Here is a 21,274-nt window from a genome sequence, read left to right as displayed (position 1 = left end):
GCGTCCAGAAGGCTCCCCACATGTACCGCGCGCCTCGTCAAGGCAACCAGCCTTCACTTCGCCACGCGGTACATGTGAAAAACCTTCTGAACGCCATGACGACTTTGCTACTTGATCAGACCCTCCCTAGAAACGGCCAAGTGACAGCGACGCCGAGTCCTTCGACTCCGCATTCGTGAGAAATGGCCCGGGTCCGCCTACAATGCGCGACCGATTTGGCACATGATCGTTCCATTGAAGAAGTCCGATTTCCATTTTGACCTGCCGCCCGAACTGATCGCGCAAGCGCCGCTGGCCGAGCGCTCGTCCAGCCGCCTGCTGGTTCTCGATGTCGACCGAAAGTCCCTGTTGGATCGCCAGTTCAGGGAATTGCCAGACCTGCTGCGCGCCGGCGACCTGCTCGTCTTCAACGATACCCGCGTCCTGCCGGCGCGCCTGTTCGGACGCAAGTCCTCCGGCGGAGCAGTGGAAATCCTGATCGAGCGCGTGACCGGCCGCCACGAGGCGACCGCGCAGCTCGGCGTCAGCAAGAAGCCCAAGGAGGGCAGTGCGATCGAACTGGCCGACGGCTCGCTGGTACGCGTACTCGGCCGCGACGGCGAATTCTTCCGCCTGCGCTTCGAGGCGGCGGAGCCGCTCGAAAAGCTCCTGCTGCGGCTCGGGCGCATGCCGCTGCCACCGTACATCGATCGCGAGGCCGATGCCGTCGACGGCGAGCGCTACCAGACCGTCTTCGCACGCGAACCAGGCGCCGTGGCGGCACCGACCGCAGGGCTGCATTTCGACCAGTCCCTGCTCGCCACGCTGGCCGAGCGCGGAATCGAGTCCGGACACGTCACCCTGCACGTCGGCGCGGGCACCTTCCAGCCGATGCGGGCCGAGCGTGTCGAAGACCACGTCATGCACCGCGAGTGGCTCAACGTTGGCGCCGAACTGGTCGACAGGATCCATCGGACCCGGGCCCGCGGTGGCCGGGTCATCGCGGTCGGCACGACCGTGGTCCGGGCCCTCGAAAGTGCGAGTCGCAACGGCGTGCTCGAGCCGTTCGCGGGAGAAACGCAGATCTTCATCTTCCCCGGCTATCGGTTCACCAGCATCGATGGCCTGCTGACCAATTTCCACCTGCCTGAATCGACCCTGCTGATGCTGGTCTCCGCGCTGGCCGGCCGCGAGTTGATCCTCGATGCCTACCGGCACGCGGTCGAACAGCGCTACCGGTTCTTTTCCTATGGTGACGCGATGTTGATCTGGCCTGACTGCCGGGAATCGGGAATGGAGAATGGGGAATCGGTCAAGCGCAGACCGCCCTCAGCCAGTTCCAATTCCTAGAAGGCACACAGGCTGCGCTTTTTTTTGACCATTCCCTACTCTCTATTCCCCATTCCCGATCCATGCACTTCGAACTCCTCGCCACCGATGCCAACGCCCGCCGCGGCCGCCTGACCTTCGCGCGCGGCACGATCGAGACCCCGGCTTTCATGCCGGTTGGCACCTATGGCACGGTCAAGGCGATGACACCGCGCGACGTCGAGGAGATCGGCGCCGAAATCATCCTCGGCAACACCTTTCATCTTTTCCTGCGTCCGGGGCTCGATGTCATCGGCGACTTTGGCGGCCTGCACCGGTTCATCGGATGGAACAGGCCGATCCTGACCGACTCCGGCGGTTTCCAGGTGTTCTCGCTCGCACACAAGCGCAAGATCACGGAGGAGGGCGTGACTTTCGCGTCACCGGTAGACGGCTCGAAGGTGTTCCTGAGCCCCGAAGAATCGATGCGCATCCAGCGCGTGCTCGATTCCGACATCGCCATGATTTTCGATGAGTGCACGCCGTATCCGGCCACCGAGCCCGTGGCTCGCACGTCAATGGAACTGAGCCTGCGCTGGGCCCTGCGCTCGCGCCAGCATTTCGATGCGCTCGGCAATCCGAACGCGCTGTTCGGCATCGTCCAGGGCTCGGTCTACCCGGATTTGCGCAAGCGTTCGGCGCAAGGCCTGATCGAAATCGGTTTCGACGGCTACGCCATCGGTGGTCTCGCCGTCGGCGAGCCGGAGGATGAGCGCAACGCAACGCTCGAACTCGTCGAGCCGTTTCTGCCGAAGGATCGTCCGCGCTACCTGATGGGGGTCGGTCGGCCCGAGGACATCGTCGAGGCGGTGCGTCGCGGCGTCGACATGTTCGACTGCGTGATGCCGACGCGCAATGCGCGCAACGGCTTCCTGTTCACGCGGCATGGTACATTGCGTATCCGCAACGCGAAGTTCGCCCGCGATACGCGGGTGATCGAGGAAGGCTGCGCGTGCTATGCATGCCGCAGCGGCTTCAGTCGTGCCTATCTGCGTCATCTGGACCGCTGCGGCGAAATCCTCGGCAGCCAGCTTGCGACGATCCACAACCTGCATCACTACCAGCAGTTGATGGCCGGCTTGCGTGCAGCGATCGCCGCTTCGCGCCTCGATGCGTTCGTCGCCGAGTTCTACGCGCTGCGCACGGGCGAGGGCGAGTAGGCTCGCGCCTGAAATCGGCGCACGCTAGCATGGCGCGGCATGGCGGCAATTGACCGGCAAATCCACCTCGCAAGGACCCCAGGATCCCATGAAGACCCTTCTCGTCACCGGCGGCGCCGGATTCATTGGCGGCAATTTCGTGCTCGATCTGCTGGCCCTCGGCGGCTACCGCGTCGTCAACCTCGATGCGCTGACTTATGCCGGAAACCCTGACACGCTGGCCGATGTAGCCCATCACGCGGACTATGCGTTTGAGCAGGGCGATATCGGGGATCGAGAGCGGGTGCAGGCCCTGCTCGGGGAATACAAGCCGACCGGGATCGTCAATTTCGCCGCCGAGTCGCATGTCGATCGTTCGATCGACGGACCGGCGGCGTTCGTGCAGACCAATGTCGTCGGTACGCTCAATCTGCTCGAGTGCGCGCTGGCCTACTGGCGCTCCCTGCCGCTCGATCGCCAGGATGCGTTCCGCTTCCTGCACGTGTCGACCGACGAGGTCTACGGATCGCTCGGCCCGGTCGGCCGATTCACCGAGGAGTCGCCGTACCAGCCAAACTCGCCGTACTCGGCATCCAAGGCGTCGTCCGACCATCTGGTGCGCGCCTTCCACCACACCTATGGCCTGCCGGTACTGACCACCAACTGCTCGAACAACTACGGCCCGTTCCAGTTTCCCGAAAAGCTCATCCCGTTGATGATCCAGAAGGCGCTCGCCGGCGAACCTCTGCCGGTCTACGGGGATGGCCGCAACGTGCGCGACTGGCTCTATGTCAGGGATCATTGCGCCGCGATCCTGCGCGTCCTCGAGATCGGCCGGGTCGGCGAGGTCTACAACGTCGGCGGCGATGCCGAGCGCGAGAACATCCATGTCGTGAAGACCGTCTGCGCCCTGCTCGACGAGCGCCAGCCGCTGGCTCACGGACGCAGGCGCGAGTCGCTGATCAACTACGTCAAGGACCGTCCGGGCCATGATCGCCGCTATGCGATCGATGCCTCGAAGATCCGGCGGGAACTCGGCTGGCGGCCGACCGAGACCTTCGAGTCGGGGCTGGCGCGGACGGTGGACTGGTATCTGGCGCGGCAGGATTGGGTCGGGCGGGTGCTGGACGGGACTTATCGGATGGAGCGTCTGGGTGACGGCTGAGTTCGCGCGAGTCGGGTCTTGACGGTTGCTGCGGTGAGGGCGGTGACTGCATTCCTGGCCCTTTGCTTTCATGTCTCTCGCATCGCGGGGCGTGCATGCGATCGATGGTTTTCACTCGCCCGCGGCGAGCGAGTTACTTCGCTTCCAGTCGCTCCGTTTCCACCGTAGGAGTGCCTTCAGGCGCGATGCTTTCGACCGGCATCGAACCGTCGTCCCTGCGCAGGCAGGGACCCAGCAACTTGGCTCTTCGGGATGTTTGAGATCACTTCGCGGTGCATGCCTGAATCCAATGCAGAGCTTTCACTCGCCCGCGGCGAGCGAGTCACCCCGTTTCCACTGTAGGAGCGTCTTTAGGCGCGATGCCTTTCCGCACGATTCGAACATCCACGCCGTTGTCCCTATGCCGGCAGGAATCCAGTGACTTTGCTGTCCGCGCTGTTGGGCATCGCTTCGCGGCGCAATCCTGGATTCAAAGCAAAGCTTTCACTCGCCTGCGGCGAGCGAGTCACTTTCTCTTGCGTGGCCAAGAGAAAGTAACCAAAGAGAAGGCCACCCCAAAGCGGTGGTCTCCGGGCATCCTGCCCTGCGACTTCGCGGCCGGGCTACGGGGGTTCGCTGACAGCACCTCCGTGTGCTGGCAGCGAACTGGGCGCAATCCCTCGCGCCCACCCTGCGGGCCTTTCCTTCGCCCGGCCGCCACCGCTTACGGGGCCCGGGTAGCGCGCATCCTGCGCGCCCAAGCAGAAGCAACAGCCAGAGCCAGAGCCAGAGCCAATAGCCAGAGCCAATAGCCAGAGCCAATAGCCAGAGCCAATAGCCAGAGCCAATAGCCAGAGCCAGAGCCAGAGCCAGAGCCAATAGCCAGAGCCCCTCATCCGCCCTCGGCACCTGAACTCGCACCATCCATGGCGCTCGCCCTGCGGGCAGCATTCGCTGCGCAAAACGGCAGTCCTGCCGTTTGGTCTCTCGCACGGCGGGAGAAGGAAGTTCAAGCGCAGAGACGAAGCCGCATCCGCAGGCTCGCGGGAATCTGCTTCGTCTTGGCTGCGCAGGAGGCGCAGTGAATGGGGCCCCTATGCAGTGGCGCAGCGGCGGAGAGAAGGCCCGAAGGGTGGCTCGCAGGGAGGCGAGCCAGTTGGCTGCCAGTCCAGGGATGGACTGTCAGCCAACCCCGGAGCCGCTGCGCGAAGTCGGAGGGCAGGATGCCCGGAGACCGCTGCATTGGGGTGCTCTTTCTTTTGGTTACTTTTCTTTGAGCACGCAAAGAAAAGTGACTCGCTCGCCGAAGGCGAGTGAAAGCTTTGCTCTTAACTCCACGAATGCGCCGCGAAGCGATGTCGAACAGAGCGAAAAGCACAGTCACTGGGCCGCCGCCCGGACGAAGTCCGGCCAGTCCTGAACCTGTCTAAGGGCAGAGACGACGGCGAACAAGTTCGAATCGGGCGGAAGGAGCATCGCGCCTGAAGGCGCTCCTGCAGTGCAAGCGAAGTGACTTGCTCGCCGCGGGCGAGTGAAAACTCTGCTCTCGCGCCAGAAATGCGCCACGAAGCGATGAAAGAAGAAAATTGAAAAAGTCTGGATCGTCGTCGAGGAGAGAGTCTGGCCCATCAAGTGCTACTTGAGAGAATGGCGCCGCGCATCGGCGCGACCGATCCTGATCGTGCCACCAGTCGCGATCGCAAGTCGCTATTGAGTCAGCGGCGGCGACGAACGCCTCACGCTAGCCGAGTCGGGCGCGGAAAACCCGGATCAGGAAGCCCGATTCACCGAGTAATCGGCCAGCACCGCCAGTGCATCGCGTGCGTTCGAGGCGGGCAACACCGACAAGGCCGACTGTGCCGATCGCGCATACTGTTCGGCACGGGCGCGTGCGTGTTCGAGGGCGCCGGTGTCGCGGATTGCCGCGACGATGTTGTCGAGCGAGTCGAGTCCGCCCGATTCGATCGCGCGACGCAGGCTGGCGGCTTGCTCGGGGGTTCCGTAGGCGATCGCGTGGATGACCGGCAGGGTCGGCTTGCCCTCGGCGAGGTCGTCGCCGATGTTCTTGCCAAGGGTTTCGGCGTCGGAAACGTAATCGAGCACGTCATCGGCAATCTGGAAGGCGTAGCCGAGGTCGAGGCCGTAGCGGGCCAGGGCTTCTTCCTGGTCGGATGGCAGGCCGGCGAGGACCGCGCCGAGCCGGGTGGCCGCGGAAAACAGCACGGCGGTCTTGCGTTCGATGACGTCGAGGTAGGCCTGCTCGCTCGTATCGGCATTGCCGATGTTGAGCAGCTGAAGCACTTCGCCTTCGGCGATGCGGTTGGTCGTGTCGGCGAGGATGCGCATGATGCGCATGCTGTCGAGCTCGACCATCATCTGGAACGAGCGCGAATAGAGGAAATCGCCGACCAGCACGCTGGCCGCGTTGCCCCACAGGGCGTTGGCGGTCTTGCGGCCGCGGCGCAGGTCGGATTCGTCGACGACGTCGTCGTGCAGCAGGGTCGAGGTGTGGATGAACTCGATCAGTGCGGCCAGCGGCACGTGGTCATCACCCCGGTAGCCGGCGGCACGGGCGGCGAGCAGATGCAGCATCGGACGCAGACGCTTGCCGCCGCTGCTGATGATGTGTTCGGAAATCTGGTTGATGAGGACGACATCCGATGCCAGGCGCGAGCGGATCAGGGCATTGACGGCGGCCATGCCGGGGGCAGCGAGGGCCTGCACATCGGCAAGGCTGTGCATGCCAGGCCTGGCTGGGTTGGATACTGAACTCAAGTGCGGATTTCCGAATGCGTAGGATGCAAGTATAGCCGGGCTAGCGCCGGTGCCACTTCGACTGCAACTGGGCGGCGATGCTGATGGCGATCGCTTCGGGGCCGCGGCCGCCGAGATCGATGCCGACGGGTGAGTGCAGGTGCGGCCGCAGGCGTTCGCGCGCGGCGTCGGGAAGCAGCTTGAACAGATCATCGCGACGCCGGTTTGGTCCGAGCAGGCCGATGAACGGCGGCGGCCTCGCGCTCAGGGCCAGCAGCGTTTCGAGGTCGAGTTCGAAATTGTGGTGCATGATCAGTGCTGCGAAGGGCTCGCGGAATCGGCCTGAATCGACGATGCGCGCCGGGGCATCCTGGTGCAGCACGTCGGCGAGCCTGGCTGCATCGAGCCAGCGTTGCCGGCATTCAACGGTCGCTGTCAGCCAGCCCATGGATCGCAGCAGCGGCAGCAGTATCGGCGCTTCGGGCCCGGCGCCGAACATGACCACCGTTGCCGGTGCCTCGATACTCACCTGCCAGTGCCCGCACTGATCGGGCCCGGCGCTCCATTCCGGCAAACCGGCGCTGAGCTGCCAGGATTCCTCAACCTCGCCGACGCGGCAGGCAATAGCGCCAGCGGACGTCAGATCCAGTTGTATGGCCCCGCGGCAGTCGAGCCAGAGGCGAGCCAGGGTGTCCCAGCCCGGCAACGAATCGAGGGGCAGCAGGGCCAGACGAAGACGGCCGCGACAGCCCATGGCCGAACCGCCGAACAGTGCTTCATCGTCGCGCGTATCGACCTCCAACCATGCGATCGTGCGTTCGGCCGCAGCGTGCGCCGCGCGGCGGGCGATTTCGGGTTCGAGGCAGCCGCCGCTGAGCCAGCCCGTTTGCCGGTGCCGATCGAACAGGGCGATGGCGCCGGCGCACACGTAGGTCGACCCCGAGGTTTCGAGCACCAGGGCCAGGGTGGCGGCCGTGCCGCCGTCGATCGCGCGCATGGCGGCTTCGATCACCGCGCGCTGGCCTCCCGCCGTCGCAACGGCGCTGGACGCGGTCGTGTTCCCGGTGGTCGGCATCGAATCGGCGCTCATGCAACGGACAATGTAGCCTTGCGACCGCCGGACGTCGACCACGCCGGATCAGGTCAGCGCGCCGCCACAACTGGACCCCTGGCCCGCCGTGCAGCCAAAACAATGGCCGGCGACACCGATCCGGCTCGGCAGGTCGTGCTGGAGCAGGTCGCGCAGATGCGTGTGTGATTTGCGACCGGCCAGCGGCAGCTTGAGCATCTGGTTGAAATCGCAGTCGAACAGCGAGCCGTCGTAGCCGACGCTGAGGGTCGAACGGCACATGACCGAATCGAGGTTGCTGTCCTGATGCGCGTTGCGAAGGGTCTGCATGTAGGGTTCGAACTGGCCCTTAGACAGCAGCCACGAACCGAAGCGCTGGATCGGCATGTTGGCCAGCGCGTACAAATGATTGAACGTGATGCCGAAATTGTCGCCGAGCAGGCGTCGATAGTCGGTTTCGAGCTTTGCCTGGGCCGGTGGAAGGAAGGCGCCGTTCGGGTTGTAGACGAGGTTGAGCACGAGCTCGCTGCCGGGCTGGGCATAGCCGAGATCGTTCAGGCGCCTGAGCGCGCGTATGGAACTTTCAAAGACGCCATCACCGCGCTGCTCGTCGACGTTCTCCTGGCTGTAGCAGGGCAGGGAAGCGACCGCCTCGACGCGGTGTTCGGCGAGGAATTCGCCGACCCATTCGTAGCCGGGTTCTTCCATGATGGTCGGATTGAGCCGGTCCATGACATGCAGGCCGGTGGCCCTGGCCTGTTCGACCAGCCAGCGGAAATCGGGGTTCATTTCGGGCGAGCCACCGGTCATGTCGAGCGTTTTCACACCGAGTTTGCGGCCGACCTCGAGGGCCAGTTGCATCGTTTCGCGATCCATCGTTTCGGTGCGCCGCGGCCCGGCATTGACGTGGCAATGGATGCAGCTGAGATTGCAGCGGTAACCGAGGTTGAGCTGCAGGGTCGTGACCCGAGCTCGTTCGATCGCCGGGAAGTCACTGTGTTCGAGTCTTGGCCAGGTATTGCGCATGGGTGCGGATCTTCATCGTACGGTGGGGTCGCGTTCTCTCGCGACTGGATTCATGAGCAGGGCGGGCAGGGTCTGCAATGCCTCGTCGCGAAACGAATCGAGGCCGATCAGCATCGGCCGGTGTCCGTCGCGTGGTTGCTCGATGCGCGAGCCGAAGCAGCGGTCCCAGAGGCTGAGAAAATTGCCGTAGTTGCTGTCGGTTTCCTCGCGGTGCACAGAGTGATGGACGCGATGCCAGTCGGGGGTAATGACGAGCAGCCGCAGGCGCCGGTCCCAGCCGCCCGGTAGCGCGATGTCGGCGTGAGAGAACAACGAGAACACGGCGAGCAGGACTTCATAGGCCAGCACCGTGAGCGGTGCGGCACCGAGCAGGGCGATGACGAGGAACTTGTAGAGCAGGGAAAGGATGATCTCGAGCGGGTGGAAGCGCAGTCCAAGCGTGACCTCGAACTGGATGTCGCTGTGATGCACGCGGTGTAAGCGCCACAGCCACGGCACGCGGTGCATCCAGCGGTGCTGCCAGTAGATGGCCAGGTCGAGTGCGACGATACCGGCCACGAGTTCCACCGGGTAAGGCCAGCGAACGAAATTGAACAAACCGATCTGGCGCTCTTCGACGGCCGCGGCAAAGCTCACCGCGGTCAGCGGCAGTACCAGGTAGATCACGCCCGCCGCAATCAGGCTCATGCTGATGTTTCGCGCACGGCGCCATCGCGTGGACACCTCGCCGCGACGGGGCCACAGGCGTTGGGCGAGCAGCAGGGCGACCAGCACGCCGCCCACCAGGATGAAACGGATCATGGCTGCGTGCCCGAGCAACCATCCGCTCATGCGCAGATCTCCGCACCCGCGGCCAGTTCGCCGAGCAGCGGGATCAGCGCCGCCTGTTCCGCCGTCGGCTCAGCGAGCGTCGCCAGCCGCCGCCTGACCGGAATGAGGTCCGCCGCCGTGTCGATATCACGCAGCGTGTCGAGCGTGCGCCAGTCGCCATGCCCATGCATGGCGGCGACGAAGCCCCTGGCCGTGGACGGCGTGCTGTAGTCGACGCTGGTCCAGGCCGATTCCGGCAACCGGCGGTTGCCGCCAAACACCCAGAACCCGCCGTCCTCCGCGGGTCCGATCACGAGCCGGGCTTCGGACGAGCGCAGCCAATCGGCGGCGCGACCCAGCAGCATCGATTCGATTTGCGGCGCGTCCGCGCCGATCAGGATCGCGGCGCCGTGGCGTGCCTGCAGGGTGCGATAGACCGTCGCCATGCGCAGGCCGAGACCGCCTTCGCCCTGGTCGACATGGGCGAGACCGGGCCAGTCCGCGGCGACCTGGGCAACGGCTTCGGCGGTAGCCCAGTAGCCAACGATCGCTTCGTCGCCACTTGCGCGTACGACCACCGAGGCCACGGCCGCGGCACAGGCCCGATGCAGTCGTTCGGCATGGGCGCGACCGATTGCGGGCCAGAGCCGGCTCTTGACCGGGGAATGGCTCGGGGTCTTGACGAAGATGGCGACGGCGCAGCTCAAGTCGATTCGACCGAACGATGCCGACGCGAGAACCGGTTGGCCTGATCGCGGGTCATGGTCAGGTGGCGGAATGTCGTCCGCCACCAGCCCTGGTTCGCGTACTTGCGGGCGCTCGTGAAGATCGGTGCCGCCAGCGAACGCAGCGCAATGCCGCGGGCGCGAGCCGCCCAGACCAGGTCGTGGTCCTCGCCGGCCTCGACGCGTTCGTCGAAACCGCCGAGCGCGTCGAAGATGCGTCGCGGCATGAGCAGGCCCTGGTCGCCGAACGGCAGGCCCAGCACATCGCTACGGAAGCGTGCGCCCCAGGCATTGATGACGGTCCAGCGCGGACCATCGTCGAGGAAACGCAGGCGGAAGTATCCAATCGCTTCCTCATCGGCGTCGACGAAGCGCTGCATCGCGTCGAGGGTCGCCGCAGTCACCTGCGAATCGGAATGCAGGAACCAGAGCCAGCGGGCATTCGAAGCCGCGGCGCCGGCGTTCTGCTGGCGCGCCCGTCCGGCGCGAGCGTGCATTACCTGCAGATTCGCCGGCGGGCGTTCGACCGCGCAGACATCACCGTCGGCCAGGACCAGGCGGATCGCGCAAGCCGAAGCGGGTTGGAGCGAGGGCAATAGCGAGAGCCAGGCGCGTTCGCCGGGTCCGCTCGGAATGACGATGGCGACATCGCTCGGCATCGGGATTCAGCAGCAACTGCCGTTGGTGACATCTGTGCCCGCGGCGGCGGACGCGCAATCGAACAGACCGAAGTGGTTGCGCTTGTCGCCGTGCAGGTCGAAATGCCGGGCAAAACGCGAGCTCGCCAGCATATCGAATGTATTGCCGCAGACCCGCATGGGCCTGCCGGTTTCGAAGCGATGGTGATCGTCGAGCAGGAAGGCATGGGGCAGCGTGGGTGCGCTGCCTCGGTAGGTCGCTATCTGGCCGTAGTCCTCGCAGCGGTCCTCGAGATCGAGCCTGAACGCGCGCATCGTCATGGACCGGAACCCGACCATGCCGATGCGCGCCTCGATCGCCGGGTCGAGCAACGGAATCGGTGCCTGGCTGACGCAACGCGCATCGGCGCAGCCGAGTTGCCCGAGCATGCGCCGGAAGTCCTCGATATAGAGGGCGCCCGACAGGCATTCGCCAAGCAGGACCGGATCGGCACGCAGCGCAGCCGGTATTCGGCGATCGGCAAACACGTCCGAGAAATACAGTTCGCCGCCCGGCTTGAGTACGCGGAGGATCTCGGCGAAGACCTTGTCCTTCTGCGGTGAGAGGTTGAGCACGCAGTTGGAAACGACCACGTCGACGCTGGCATCGGCGATTCCGCAGGCATCGAGACGTTCGATCTGGCCTTCGACCAGGCGCACATTGGATTCCGCATAGCCGTAGCGTTGCGCATGCCAGTCACGGTGGCGCTCGGCCACGGCGAGCTGCTCGGGCGTCATGTCGACGCCGATGACCTGGCCTTCGGCGCCGACCAGGCGCGAGAGCAGGTAGACGTCGCGTCCCGTTCCGCAGCCGAGGTCGAGCACAGTCATGCCCTCGACCGCCGGAGGCAAGGGTGACCCGCAGCCATAGAAACGGTCGGTGATCTCGGGATGGATGTCGGCCAGCAGGGGACGCAACCAGGCCGGCATCGATTCGGTCGGACAGCATGCGCCGGTCTTCAGGTCCCGGGTCGATCGCAGCACGTCGCCGTAGTAGTGGCGGACGTCCTCGTGGGTGGTGGCTTCAGTCATGGTTGTTCCGATCAGCAGGGTTCGTGTGCGCCGGGGAGGACTGCGGAATGCCGCGTGGTGCACCGTGACGGGGTTTCAGGGTCGGCGTAGCGAAGAGGTCCGATTCAGTCTCCAATCGTACTCGCCAAACACGATCGGCATCTCGCCATCGCGCAGTCGGCGGACCTGCGTGGCATCCAACCCCAGTGCAGCGGCGCGCACGACAAGGAAGTCGCCCATCCCGGCCGCATGCGATGGTTCGAATGTTGCCGCACTGGCCGGCGCCGTTGCCAGGCCATGCAACGGCAACGCGGGGACGAACATGCGCAGCACTGGCTCAGCCCCGCCGCCAGGCGAAGAAGCGGCGGGCCAGGCGCAGTGCTGCCTCTGGCGCATGGGCCCGCTTCCATGCCCCGGCCGCGTACTTGTTCGCCTCGCTCATGGTCGGGTAGATGTGGATCGTGCCGAGCAGCTTGTTCAGGCCGATACCGTGCTTCATCGCCAGCACGAACTCGGCGAGCAGATCGCCGGCGTGCTCGCCGACGATCGTCGCGCCGAGGATGGCGTCCTTGCCGGGAGCGGTGAGCACCTTGACGAAGCCGTGGTCGGCGGAATCGGCGATTGCGCGATCGAGGTCGTCGAGGCCGTACTTCGTCACCTCGACTTCGATGCCCTTTTCCTTCGCCTCGTCTTCGGAGAGGCCGACCCGCGCCACTTCGGGGTCGGTGAAGGTCGACCACGGGATCACGCGGTAATTGGCCTTGAAGCTCCAGAACGGGGCGAGCAGGGCATTCACCGAGGCATACCAGGCCTGGTGCGCGGCGACGTGGGTGAACTGGTAAGGGCCGGCGACGTCACCGGCGACCAGGATGTTCGGGTAGTTGGTCCGCATCAGGGCATCGGCCTGCACGGTGCCCTGTTTCTCGATGACGACGCCGAGCTCCTCGAGGCCGAAGCCGGCGACATTGGGCTTGCGCCCGAGCGCGAGCAGCAGGCGATCGAATTCGAAGGTGACGTCCTCGCCGTGCTGGCGGCACAGCAGGCGTCCGCCCTCCGCGGTGCGCTCGACGCGCACCGCCTCGCAGTCGGTTTCGACGCGGATGCCTTCCTCGGCAAAGCGTTCCTCGACCAGCGTGGCCGCATCGGCATCCTCGCGCGGCAGCAGGCGCGGCCCGCGCTGCACCTGGATCACCTGGCTGCCGAGGCGCGCGAAGGCCTGCGACAGTTCGCAGCCGATCGGACCGCCACCAACCACGACCAGCCGCTTCGGCAACTCGCGGATTTCCCACAGCGTGTCGGAGGTCCGGTAGTCCACGCTGTCGAGTCCTTCGATCTCCGGCACGCGGGCCTGCGCACCGGTCGCGATGATCAGGCTGCGCGCGCTCAGGCGCTGGCCGTCGACTTCGACTTCCCACGGCGACACGATGCGTGCATTGCCGCGGATCACCTCGACGCCGAGTCCGGTATAGCGCTCCACGGAGTCGTGCGGGGCGACCTTGGCGATGACTTCGTGCACGCGCTGCATGACCTCGGCGAAATCGACCTCGGCACTCATTTTCGCGATGCCGTAGCGCTCCGAGTTGCGCGCATCGGCGAGCAGGCGGGCACTGCGCAGCAGGGCCTTGGACGGCACGCAGCCGGTATTCAGGCAGTCACCGCCCATGCGATGGCGCTCGATCAGGGCGACCTTGGCCTTGACCGCGGCGGCGATGTAGGCGGAGACCAGGCCGGCCGAGCCGGCGCCGATCACGATCAGGTTGAAATCGAAGCGCCTGGGTCGCTGGAAACCGGCATAGACCCGGCGCGCACCAAGCCAGCGCGTCAGCCAGCGCATCAACAGCGGCAGGATGCCGAGCAGCACGAAGGCGCCGATCAGGCCGGGCGAGAGGATGTCGGAGAGGCTGTCGATCCGGGCCAGTTGGGTGCCGGCGTACACGTAGGCGATCGTGCCGGGCAGCATGCCGGCCTGGCTGACCAGATAGAACACCCGCGTCTTCAGCGCCGTCAGCCCGGCCAGCAGATTGACCAGGAAGAATGGCACCGCAGGCACCAGGCGCAGGGTAAACAGGTAGTAGGCGCCATCACGTTCGATGCCCGCGTCGAAGGATTTCAGGCGCTGGCCATACTTGCTGCGCAGGCTGTCGCGCAGGACGAATCGCGAGACCAGGAAGGCCAGGGTCGCGCCGATCGAACTGGCGAAGGAGATCAGCACGGTGCCCTCGACGAGGCCGAAGAGGGCGCCGCCGGCGAGGGTCAGGATCGCTGCGCCCGGCAGGGACAGGCCGGTCACGGCCACATAGACCGCGAAGAAGCTGCCGAGCGCGATCCAGTGGTTTGCGGAAACCCATGTCGCCAGTGATTCCTGGCGAGCCTTGAGGCCTTGCAGGTTCAGTTCGGCCAGGAGCCCGCTGCGCCACACGGCAAAAGCCGCCACTACGAGCACAGCGACGATGATCCAGCGAATCCAGGTTCGCGACACGGCTTTTCCTCGGGTGGTCGACGCCTTCGCGGACGTCGCGGGTTTGGCGCATTAGAACGGGTTATCGCGGATTTCCATTCAGACGCCAGCTTGTCCTTGCCCACAATAACGCGCCTGGCGCCCGCAAGTGGCCTCGGTTACGCCAGCCGCGGTGCACCATGCTCCGGTCCATGCAGGCGCCGATCGTGCCCTGATCCGTCGGTCGGGGCGACCCGCTTGATGCCGCTGGCGGCAAAGCCACCAATGGCCACGGTAACCCGGCCATGTCCGCAGCGGCCACTGCTACGACCCTTCGCCAAGGGATTCCGCCCGCTTCGACATGTATCATGCGGCGACCAGCGCGCCTGGCGCCGTCGCGGTCGTTGAGACTGGTTCGACGGACGCTGGCGGGGTTCGGCCGCAGAAATCGATCTAGAGGAGCAAGACTAATGGCAAGGGGCGTCAACAAGGTGATCCTGGTGGGCAATCTCGGTGCGGACCCGGAGGTCAAGTACACCGCGGGTGGCACGGCGATATGCACGCTCAGCGTGGCGACGTCCGAATCCTGGAAGGACAAGCAGTCCGGCGAGCAGCAGGAGCGCACGGAATGGCACCGCGTCAAGTTGTTCGGACGCCTTGCCGAAATTGCCGGCGAATACCTCAAGAAGGGCCGCCAGGTCTACATCGAGGGCTCGATCCGCACCGACAAGTACACCGACAAGGAAGGTGTGCAGCGATACAGCACCGACATCATCGGCAACGAAATGCAGATGCTCGGCGGCGGCGCCGAGGGAGCCGGTGGCGGCGGAGGTGGCGGCAATTACAGCCGCGATCGCGGCAGCGAGCGCAGTGCGCCGCGCGGCCCGCAGCCGGGACCGCAGCGCCAGGCCGCGGCGCCGGCACGCAACGACAGTTTCGAGGACGACGACATCCCGTTCTGATTCCTGCAGGGACGCGACGGTGCTGGGTGACGCCGGCAGCGGGATCGAGCGCCTGATCGGCCATCGCCTGATGAAATTGCGGAGTGTGCTTTGGCGCAGTCCAGCGTCACCTCATGGCATCGGACGGACTGGCTATCCCGGTTCTTGCGACCGCAGACAATGTTCAAGAATGTCTGGTCGCGCGCTGCCAGGGAGAAGTTTGGCAAGCAGGATGTTGGTAGCTCCCGGGGTGCACCTTGCCTCGGCTTCAACTGGCGGTGCGGGATAGGCATAGTTCGCGGCTGCCTCTGCGAGGTGGCGGTCCAGCGGCACCTGTTCATCCCCGGGCAGCGAACGATGGGCATGCGGTCGACCTGGTCCGATCAATGCAAAGGGCACGATTCCATCGGCCAGCAGTTGCCGCTCGGCTTCTACTATGCGCGAATGACTCGATGCGCGCACGGCATTTGCAAGCGCTCGGGCGGGTACGCGAAGTCCCAGAAAGTGCAGGGTGGCATTCAGCGTCTCGCGAGGCCGTTCCTTTGCATCCTCGAACCTGATGACCAGCGTCGGCACCGATTTTGAAGCGACGTGCCAGGCTGACATGAAGCGCGCAAGCCATTCCGGCGGAGGCAGGCCTATGCCTGGGCTGGGCCTGGTGAGGTAATCGTGGAGATGAGGAGATTCGTTGTGTCCGAGTCGGAGTCTTCGGCGCCAATCGGAATGGAGTGCGTCGCGCGGGTCGCGGATGAACAGTACCAGCCGTTCTGGCATCGGAAGTTGTCCGGGCCATGCGTGCGTGAATTGTGGTACCGGTCTGCCGCGAAGATTGAACGTGCGGCCATGGACGAGCCCCGGAACGAGGCGCGACCATGCGCTTCCTGGGAATTGATATTGCCATCGGCGTCCACCGAGATGCATCCAGTGGGTTGAGTCGTCAATTCCCCATGGTTTCCACAGGGGAATACCAACTTCCAGCAGGCAACTGCCCAGCCACGCCGCGCCGCATGGGAGCTCCGGCGAGGCGATCATTGCGTCGTAGGCCGGATAGTCGTCACGGCCGGGAACATGCTGTGCGCATGGATCAGCGATAAAGGGGGGCATGGACTGCCTCGTATGCGTCAGCGATGCGAAGAGAGATCTCGCCGAGGGTTTCGGGGCGCATGTCGTTCTTGAAGACCAGGTGCGGAGCGCAAGGAAATTCAGCCGGTATTTCCATGCCCACGCGCGGCCCATCGAAATGATTCGTTTCCTTGGGCGACCGGATGCCTTGCTGGATGTCAAGCAAGACCTCCAGATAGCACCCCCCTTGCTCGCGGTTGAAGGCGTGGACGGAATGAAAGAGCGAAACCGTCGATACGACGCACGCATGACCTTGGCTGGCAAACGACCAGGCCAGCCGTGAATAGCAAAATGCAAGCCGTTCGCGGGAGTCGCGATCGTAGCGATGATCGTCCATGGCGCGGCGAAGGACATCGCCATCGAGATGGACGGCCGCCGCGGATCTCGATCTCAGAAGGTCAATGACACGCGTCGCAAGACGGGTCTTTCCTGAGCCGGCGAGGCCAGTGATCCAGATGACGCCGCCGACACGCATATCAGCACGTGCGCCAGTCATGTGACCATATTTCCGGACCGCCCAGTGCCTGCTCGTAGGCGGCGACATCGCTCGGCGAATCGACTTCGCACCATCGACCTTCGATGAAACAGGCCTGCACCGGAACACCGGCCCGGACGGCGCGGGAAAGCAGGCGAGTGCTGTCGTCACCGGGTTCGTGCAGTGCGCGCAAGGTCGCAAACCCTTGCGGCGAAAGCTTCATCATGCCGATGAACTGCGCCTCGATTTCGTTGACTTCCTGGGCACGATCCCCAATCTCCAGGATCGAAGTGCCGCGCGCACGAAACGTCTCCGCGTCGTCGAGAATTGAATCGAACCGGCATTCCCATAGCTTGAGCCAGGCCCGGTCAGCAACAATGCATATGTCTCCAGCGGATGCGAGCAAGGTTTGCAGAACAGAGGCGTGAAACACGATATCCGCGTAGCAAACCACGGCACCGTGCGAAATTCGTTCGGCATCAATCGAAAACAGGGAATCCATGGGTCCACGGGTCCCGGAAACTCGCTGGATCTCCTCATCAGCGGCCGCAGTCAGGGGCGAGTCCTCCAGGACGACGAGCAGCCGGTCGGACATTCCAGATTCCACGAACGCTCGCCGTTGCCAGGTGATCAGCGCGTGTCCTGCTAGAAGCGTCAGGCACTTCGGCGTGCTCGTTGAACGCATGCCCATTCTCGATCCCGAGCCCGCCGCGAGCACGACAACTCTGGGAAGAGCGCTCAATGCCGGGCCTCGGCGAGCCACATGTGCGTGGAAAATGGAATCCTGATCTTTCCGTCGGCCCCGCGCCAGGCATCGCTCAGACGGCCCAGCTCATCGAGGATCTTTTGCAGCCGGTTGCCTGCCTGGCGGACAAGCGTTGCATGGGCCCGGAATCCATCGACGAATTCGCCGGGAGAAATCGAATGCACGAGGGGCAACTGCAACTTTTGCCGCACTCGGAAGAGTTTTCCGGATTCGATGATGGCCGTCGGATCCTGGCTACGGGCGCCGGGATCGAAGTCTGGCAGAAGCGTCCGGATTGCCCGCTCGATCTCGCGCTGAAGCGCCTCAGTCTTGTCGCGGTAGTTGTAGACGATGACCAGAGCACCATGGCTCTTGAGCACGCGCGCCGCTTCTGGAACTGCGCGCGCCGCATCGACGACGTTGAGACTCGAGCCGAAGCTGACGACATCGAAAACGCTTTCGGATAGGCCCGTTTCCTCGGCGCATCCCCCGTGCCAGCTCACGTTGGCACCCTGCGTTGCCCGCAACCCTATTCTCGCCATCTCAACGCAGGGTTCCACGGCATCGACAACGTATCCGGCGCTGGCGAACGCAAGCGCAACCCTTCCGGTGCCCGATCCGATATCCGCCACGCGCTGGCCGGGCTGCAAACCGAGACCCTCCGCAGCCAATGCCACGAATGAGGGATGGTATGGCGCCCTGCGCTCATAGTGAACGGCGAGCCTTGAATAATCCCACTCGGGCAAGGGCCCGGAACTGTATTCGTTCTGCAATCAGGCCACCCTTCTGTCACCGCGCCTGACTCCCGCAGATCGTGAGTCCAGCCGCGCTTCTTCAAAATCAATGGAAACCCAAATTCCATGGACGAGGCGCTCGAACCGTTCGGGTCCAATGCCAAGAATTGCCCCACAGCCGGCGTCGGCGCAGCGAAGCGCCATATGGGAATGGGGCCCACCGAACGCGGTGATGAGGGCCGCAGGTTGGTGTTCGAAGATCCACTCGTATCCGGGATCGGCGCTGCGAATGGCAACAATGGCGTTCGATGGCAGTGCGCCTTTGTGGCTTTCCGCCGTTAGACAGACCAGTGGGCCTGCTGCTTTTCCGCGGCCGAGATAGTGGCCGTTGGTGGACGGAATGCGCACGAATTCCAACTCTGCCGGGTGAGCAAACAGCAACGGCATCTTGAGTTTCGAGTCTCGCTGGTATTCTTGCCGTGCAAGCACGCTCGCTTCGCGAAGACGATTGGGGTCCCCCTCGAGACCATCGACTACGGCTGGCCACCGGAGCCACGAGAGAAGTTCGGCATCCAGATGCCGGGCAGCGCCCAGAGCACGAATCTCGGCCAGCAAGTCACCCAGTATCGATGCGAGTACCCACTTTCCAAACTCGCGCCCGCGCGCAGCCATTCGGCTGAGAGCCACCAATTGTTGCGGACTCCAAGGGAGCCGATGTTCCCTCAGGAGTCGACTGAGATCCGAGGACTCGCCTGGACTAAGCACGAACGGGTTTCGGCAGGGAGTGTCAGCAGGCAGCGCCGAAAAGCGCTCGAGTCCGCTGGATCGAATATCAAATTGGCCAGGCCGAGCAGCGCGCGATGCATTTGATTCGAGCAAACCCGGGCGTTCCGGAGCATCGGAAAGCATGTGCAGATAGCGTCCTGGTTCAATCACTCCGATCCGGACCAGCGATTCCCACAGGCTGCGGGCGAGGAAGTCGCGGCGTGCCATTCGCGAAAATGGAATCGCCACGCATTCACGCAACAGGTTCCATCGGTCGAGGAGCGGCAGGCTTTTGCACCTTGGCATCGAAATCTGCGTGCATAGGGCTTTGACCTCGGACTCCATTTGCTCCCTGGCCAGGGAGCGGATCGTGATCTTGCCGAGAGATGAAATCAGCGAATTCGAGATCTTGCTACATCCCACCGCCTTCATCCGCGCATCCATGTCGAACTCAAAACCGGCCTGCACGACATCGAACTCCACGCGATCGTGCAGGTGGGGATGCGATTGCAGGTGTTCGAGCCATGCCTGAACGAGGAAGGCGCGTTGCCGCTTCGTAGCGTCGGCTGGACAAAGTGATTCGAAGCTCGCTCGCACATCGACATAGGGTCGACCAGCCACTGGCCTGACCAGCTGGTTGCAATAGGGAGGCGCATAGCCCAAATCGGCCCGACCTCGCCACCAGACAGAGTCGCCAATGAGACTCTCGAACAAGGACAAGGCCATCGGCCGCGGATGGGCGCCGAGGAGTTCAGCGGTGTTCCAGTCGGGCATCATGCCAAAAAGGACCGCGCCTTGGTTTCTTGCTTGCTCGACCTGGGCGACGGCCCTGTCGAATGCAACCTTGCGTACTGGCACGCATACCCTGCCGGGAAGTGGACGCAGTTGTAAAAGCCACAACTCGCTGCCGTCGTCGACAATCTCGATTTCGAACGGGCCGTCAACGACCAGTGTCCTCAGCTCTCGCAACAGGCTGGCGACGCGAGCGATCGGACGGGGAAGGCGGACTGATTCGGCCTCAGCACTGAAGTGCCAGGTATCGGCTGGCGCATCGCCTCGCGTGATGGAATCTGGGGCGGCGCCGGCGGCAATGCTGACGCTGTCGTATTCGCTTCCGAACGCGCCCGTCGTGCTTGCGACCATTGCGTGCCGGATTGCCGAGACCTGAGCCTGGACAAATACCCGATCTTCGGGCCTGACCGAATCGTAGGAAGCAAATACGCGCTCAATGGCGGCGAGAAGAGGAGTAGCGGCAGGGAACACATCGAGCAAGGTCAAATAGCGGCCGGCATTGGTCGGATGTTCGTCTTCGTCGCTGCGGTCGCTTCGAACCGCAAGCGAACCTTCAATGCCGAGCGCGAATATCCGTTCCAGGAAGTTCTCCGGCGAGGATATCCACTCCTTGTGGGAAACCGTTGCTCCCTGCGGGATTCGGGCATTGCGCAAAAGTGGGCCCAGCGTGTCAAGAACAGAGGATTTCCCTGTGTGAGGACTGATTGCCGGAGTCATCGGTCGGCAGCTTCCATCAGCGCACTCAACAGCGGTTCTGAAGGCAGGCAGCCTCCGTGATGATGCTCTGGATGCCATTGAACACCGCGTATCCAGGGCGCGTCCTTTACCCGAATCGCCTCAATGGTGTCGTCCTGAGGGCACCAGGCTTCCACCTCGAGCCCCGACCCTATGGTGTCGATTGCGTGGCCATGCATCGAGCAGACATCTCCCTCGGTGCTATGGAGAATTTGCGCCAGACAACATCCTCGTGACAATTGCACCGGGTGCGTGTGCCGCTCGTAGCGTTCGGCGTCGCTGTGAACAGGTTTCGCTCCATCAGGTGCACAGTCGACTCGCCGCAACGTGCCACCCAGTGCAACATTGATCAGCTGCATCCCGCGGCAAATTCCGAGAACAGGTATTCCGCGTTCCAATGCCAGACCGAGCAACTTGAGTTCGAAGTCGTCACGACGATTGTCGGCGCCAGCGCCTGTCACCGTGATGTCTTCGCCTCCCTGAAGCACGAGCGCATTGATCCGTCCAATCCAGGAACTGGCGATCTGCATCGCGGAGTGACGCGGCGCCGGAGGGATTGCAGCGACCAGGGCACCATGGGCGATCAGCCAGTCAGCCAGCGCCTGTTCGATGGCCCATTGGTCCTTGCGGCGTGCACCGCGCGCCTGGGGATCTCCGCGAACGAGGCGGGTCGAAACTCCAATAATCTGCATATCGCGCTTCCTGCAGTCCGAACTCTGCCCGCTGGCTGCTACTGCCGTGAGATTGAGTCCCTGATTGTGCGGCCGTCTGTTCGGCGCTTGCGTTCATCGACTTCGGAACGCCAGCCTCATCAGGGCCTGGTCGG

General features: G+C 64.1%; 18 protein-coding genes. 4 read left to right on the top strand and 14 right to left on the bottom strand.

What is annotated here, in order from left to right; all coding sequences use genetic code 11:
- Positions 1–234 precede the first annotated feature (234 nt).
- From queA to rfbB, 3 genes are all read left to right on the top strand, one after another.
- On the top strand, positions 235–1,329 hold the full coding sequence (gene queA / locus BM125_RS00860; protein ID WP_092404141.1) for a tRNA preQ1(34) S-adenosylmethionine ribosyltransferase-isomerase QueA: 1,095 nt from the start codon (positions 235–237) through the stop codon (positions 1,327–1,329).
- A gap of 62 nt (positions 1,330–1,391) precedes the next feature.
- Positions 1,392–2,507 carry a tRNA guanosine(34) transglycosylase Tgt gene (gene tgt / locus BM125_RS00855; protein WP_092403990.1) on the top strand — a complete coding sequence of 372 codons (1,116 nt, stop codon included), beginning with the start codon at positions 1,392–1,394 and terminating at the stop codon, positions 2,505–2,507.
- An 88-nt stretch (positions 2,508–2,595) separates the two neighbouring features.
- Positions 2,596–3,651 carry a dTDP-glucose 4,6-dehydratase gene (gene rfbB, locus BM125_RS00850; protein WP_092403989.1) on the top strand — a complete coding sequence of 352 codons (1,056 nt, stop codon included), beginning with the start codon at positions 2,596–2,598 and terminating at the stop codon, positions 3,649–3,651.
- Positions 3,652–5,400: 1,749 nt separating this feature from the next.
- On the opposite strand, the gene BM125_RS00840 is transcribed toward rfbB, so the two are convergent.
- The 8 genes from BM125_RS00840 to BM125_RS00800 all read right to left on the bottom strand — a co-directional run bounded on the left by BM125_RS00840 (position 5,401) and on the right by BM125_RS00800 (position 14,181).
- Positions 5,401–6,372 carry a polyprenyl synthetase family protein gene (locus BM125_RS00840; protein WP_175497822.1) on the bottom strand — a complete coding sequence of 324 codons (972 nt, stop codon included), beginning with the start codon at positions 6,370–6,372 and terminating at the stop codon, positions 5,401–5,403.
- A 73-nt stretch (positions 6,373–6,445) separates the two neighbouring features.
- Positions 6,446–7,474, bottom strand: coding sequence for an XdhC family protein (locus BM125_RS00835; protein ID WP_245778738.1), 1,029 nt, complete (start codon positions 7,472–7,474; stop codon positions 6,446–6,448).
- A 48-nt stretch (positions 7,475–7,522) separates the two neighbouring features.
- Positions 7,523–8,479: an arsenosugar biosynthesis radical SAM (seleno)protein ArsS gene (gene arsS / locus BM125_RS00830; RefSeq protein WP_092403986.1), complete on the bottom strand. Its 957-nt coding sequence runs from the start codon at positions 8,477–8,479 to the stop codon at positions 7,523–7,525.
- Between the two features lie 12 nt (positions 8,480–8,491).
- The gene (locus tag BM125_RS00825; protein ID WP_217647779.1) at positions 8,492–9,310 is read right to left on the bottom strand and encodes a sterol desaturase family protein; all 819 of its coding nucleotides are present in this window, start codon (positions 9,308–9,310) and stop codon (positions 8,492–8,494) included.
- Positions 9,307–9,996 carry a TIGR04282 family arsenosugar biosynthesis glycosyltransferase gene (locus tag BM125_RS00820; protein ID WP_175497802.1) on the bottom strand — a complete coding sequence of 230 codons (690 nt, stop codon included), beginning with the start codon at positions 9,994–9,996 and terminating at the stop codon, positions 9,307–9,309. The genes BM125_RS00825 and BM125_RS00820 overlap by 4 nt, the downstream gene beginning before the upstream one ends.
- Positions 9,993–10,673 (bottom strand): glycosyltransferase, encoded by a 681-nt coding sequence (locus BM125_RS19640; protein WP_139224798.1) that lies wholly within the window; start codon positions 10,671–10,673, stop codon positions 9,993–9,995. The genes BM125_RS00820 and BM125_RS19640 overlap by 4 nt, the downstream gene beginning before the upstream one ends.
- A gap of 6 nt (positions 10,674–10,679) precedes the next feature.
- The gene (locus tag BM125_RS00810; RefSeq protein WP_092403982.1) at positions 10,680–11,723 is read right to left on the bottom strand and encodes a methyltransferase domain-containing protein; all 1,044 of its coding nucleotides are present in this window, start codon (positions 11,721–11,723) and stop codon (positions 10,680–10,682) included.
- 316 nt (positions 11,724–12,039) lie between these two features.
- Positions 12,040–14,181 carry an FAD-dependent oxidoreductase gene (locus BM125_RS00800; protein ID WP_092403980.1) on the bottom strand — a complete coding sequence of 714 codons (2,142 nt, stop codon included), beginning with the start codon at positions 14,179–14,181 and terminating at the stop codon, positions 12,040–12,042.
- Between the two features lie 428 nt (positions 14,182–14,609).
- On the opposite strand from BM125_RS00800, the gene ssb reads away from it, so the two are divergent.
- Positions 14,610–15,101 (top strand): single-stranded DNA-binding protein, encoded by a 492-nt coding sequence (gene ssb / locus BM125_RS00795; protein ID WP_092403979.1) that lies wholly within the window; start codon positions 14,610–14,612, stop codon positions 15,099–15,101.
- 132 nt (positions 15,102–15,233) lie between these two features.
- Here ssb and BM125_RS19635 read toward each other — a convergent pair whose 3' ends face one another.
- Genes BM125_RS19635 through BM125_RS00765 form a run of 6 tightly spaced genes read right to left on the bottom strand, consistent with a single transcriptional unit; the run spans position 15,234 to position 21,140 of the window.
- Complete coding sequence (locus BM125_RS19635; protein ID WP_175497800.1) at positions 15,234–16,184, bottom strand: sulfotransferase domain-containing protein; 951 nt, start codon at positions 16,182–16,184, stop codon at positions 15,234–15,236.
- A complete protein-coding gene (locus BM125_RS00785; protein ID WP_175497798.1) occupies positions 16,165–16,698 on the bottom strand; it encodes an adenylyl-sulfate kinase in 534 nt (177 codons plus the stop codon). The genes BM125_RS19635 and BM125_RS00785 overlap by 20 nt, the downstream gene beginning before the upstream one ends.
- Positions 16,679–17,395 (bottom strand): NTP transferase domain-containing protein, encoded by a 717-nt coding sequence (locus BM125_RS00780; RefSeq protein ID WP_281243914.1) that lies wholly within the window; start codon positions 17,393–17,395, stop codon positions 16,679–16,681. Before BM125_RS00780 ends, BM125_RS00785 begins: the two co-directional genes overlap by 20 nt.
- A gap of 20 nt (positions 17,396–17,415) precedes the next feature.
- Complete coding sequence (locus BM125_RS00775) at positions 17,416–18,195, bottom strand: class I SAM-dependent methyltransferase (protein ID WP_092403975.1); 780 nt, start codon at positions 18,193–18,195, stop codon at positions 17,416–17,418.
- The gene (locus BM125_RS00770) at positions 18,196–20,430 is read right to left on the bottom strand and encodes a PEP-utilizing enzyme (protein WP_175497795.1); all 2,235 of its coding nucleotides are present in this window, start codon (positions 20,428–20,430) and stop codon (positions 18,196–18,198) included.
- Positions 20,427–21,140 carry a gamma-glutamyl-gamma-aminobutyrate hydrolase family protein gene (locus tag BM125_RS00765; protein ID WP_092403973.1) on the bottom strand — a complete coding sequence of 238 codons (714 nt, stop codon included), beginning with the start codon at positions 21,138–21,140 and terminating at the stop codon, positions 20,427–20,429. The genes BM125_RS00770 and BM125_RS00765 overlap by 4 nt, the downstream gene beginning before the upstream one ends.
- Between the last annotated feature and the right edge of the window lie 134 nt (positions 21,141–21,274).

It is taken from the genome of Dokdonella immobilis (assembly GCF_900115085.1).
Taxonomy (GTDB): domain Bacteria; phylum Pseudomonadota; class Gammaproteobacteria; order Xanthomonadales; family Rhodanobacteraceae; genus Dokdonella; species Dokdonella immobilis.
The sequence above is the reverse complement of the archived record's forward strand: the minus strand, read 5'-3'. Positions and strand labels throughout refer to the sequence as shown.

What these genes read in the sequence shown, in the direction of transcription:
- arsS (WP_092403986.1), bottom strand. Translation starts at nt 8,479, where the DNA reads ATGCGCAATACCTGGCCAAGACTCGAACACAGTGACTTCCCGGCGATC.
- rfbB (WP_092403989.1), top strand. Translation starts at nt 2,596, where the DNA reads ATGAAGACCCTTCTCGTCACCGGCGGCGCCGGATTCATTGGCGGCAAT.
- tgt (WP_092403990.1), top strand. Translation starts at nt 1,392, where the DNA reads ATGCACTTCGAACTCCTCGCCACCGATGCCAACGCCCGCCGCGGCCGC.
- BM125_RS19640 (WP_139224798.1), bottom strand. Translation starts at nt 10,673, where the DNA reads ATGCCGAGCGATGTCGCCATCGTCATTCCGAGCGGACCCGGCGAACGC.
- BM125_RS00765 (WP_092403973.1), bottom strand. Translation starts at nt 21,140, where the DNA reads ATGCAGATTATTGGAGTTTCGACCCGCCTCGTTCGCGGAGATCCCCAG.
- BM125_RS00770 (WP_175497795.1), bottom strand. Translation starts at nt 20,430, where the DNA reads ATGACTCCGGCAATCAGTCCTCACACAGGGAAATCCTCTGTTCTTGAC.
- BM125_RS00840 (WP_175497822.1), bottom strand. Translation starts at nt 6,372, where the DNA reads ATGCACAGCCTTGCCGATGTGCAGGCCCTCGCTGCCCCCGGCATGGCC.
- BM125_RS19635 (WP_175497800.1), bottom strand. Translation starts at nt 16,184, where the DNA reads ATGCCCCCCTTTATCGCTGATCCATGCGCACAGCATGTTCCCGGCCGT.
- BM125_RS00825 (WP_217647779.1), bottom strand. Translation starts at nt 9,310, where the DNA reads ATGAGCGGATGGTTGCTCGGGCACGCAGCCATGATCCGTTTCATCCTG.
- BM125_RS00785 (WP_175497798.1), bottom strand. Translation starts at nt 16,698, where the DNA reads ATGACTGGCGCACGTGCTGATATGCGTGTCGGCGGCGTCATCTGGATC.
- BM125_RS00810 (WP_092403982.1), bottom strand. Translation starts at nt 11,723, where the DNA reads ATGACTGAAGCCACCACCCACGAGGACGTCCGCCACTACTACGGCGAC.
- ssb (WP_092403979.1), top strand. Translation starts at nt 14,610, where the DNA reads ATGGCAAGGGGCGTCAACAAGGTGATCCTGGTGGGCAATCTCGGTGCG.
- BM125_RS00835 (WP_245778738.1), bottom strand. Translation starts at nt 7,474, where the DNA reads ATGAGCGCCGATTCGATGCCGACCACCGGGAACACGACCGCGTCCAGC.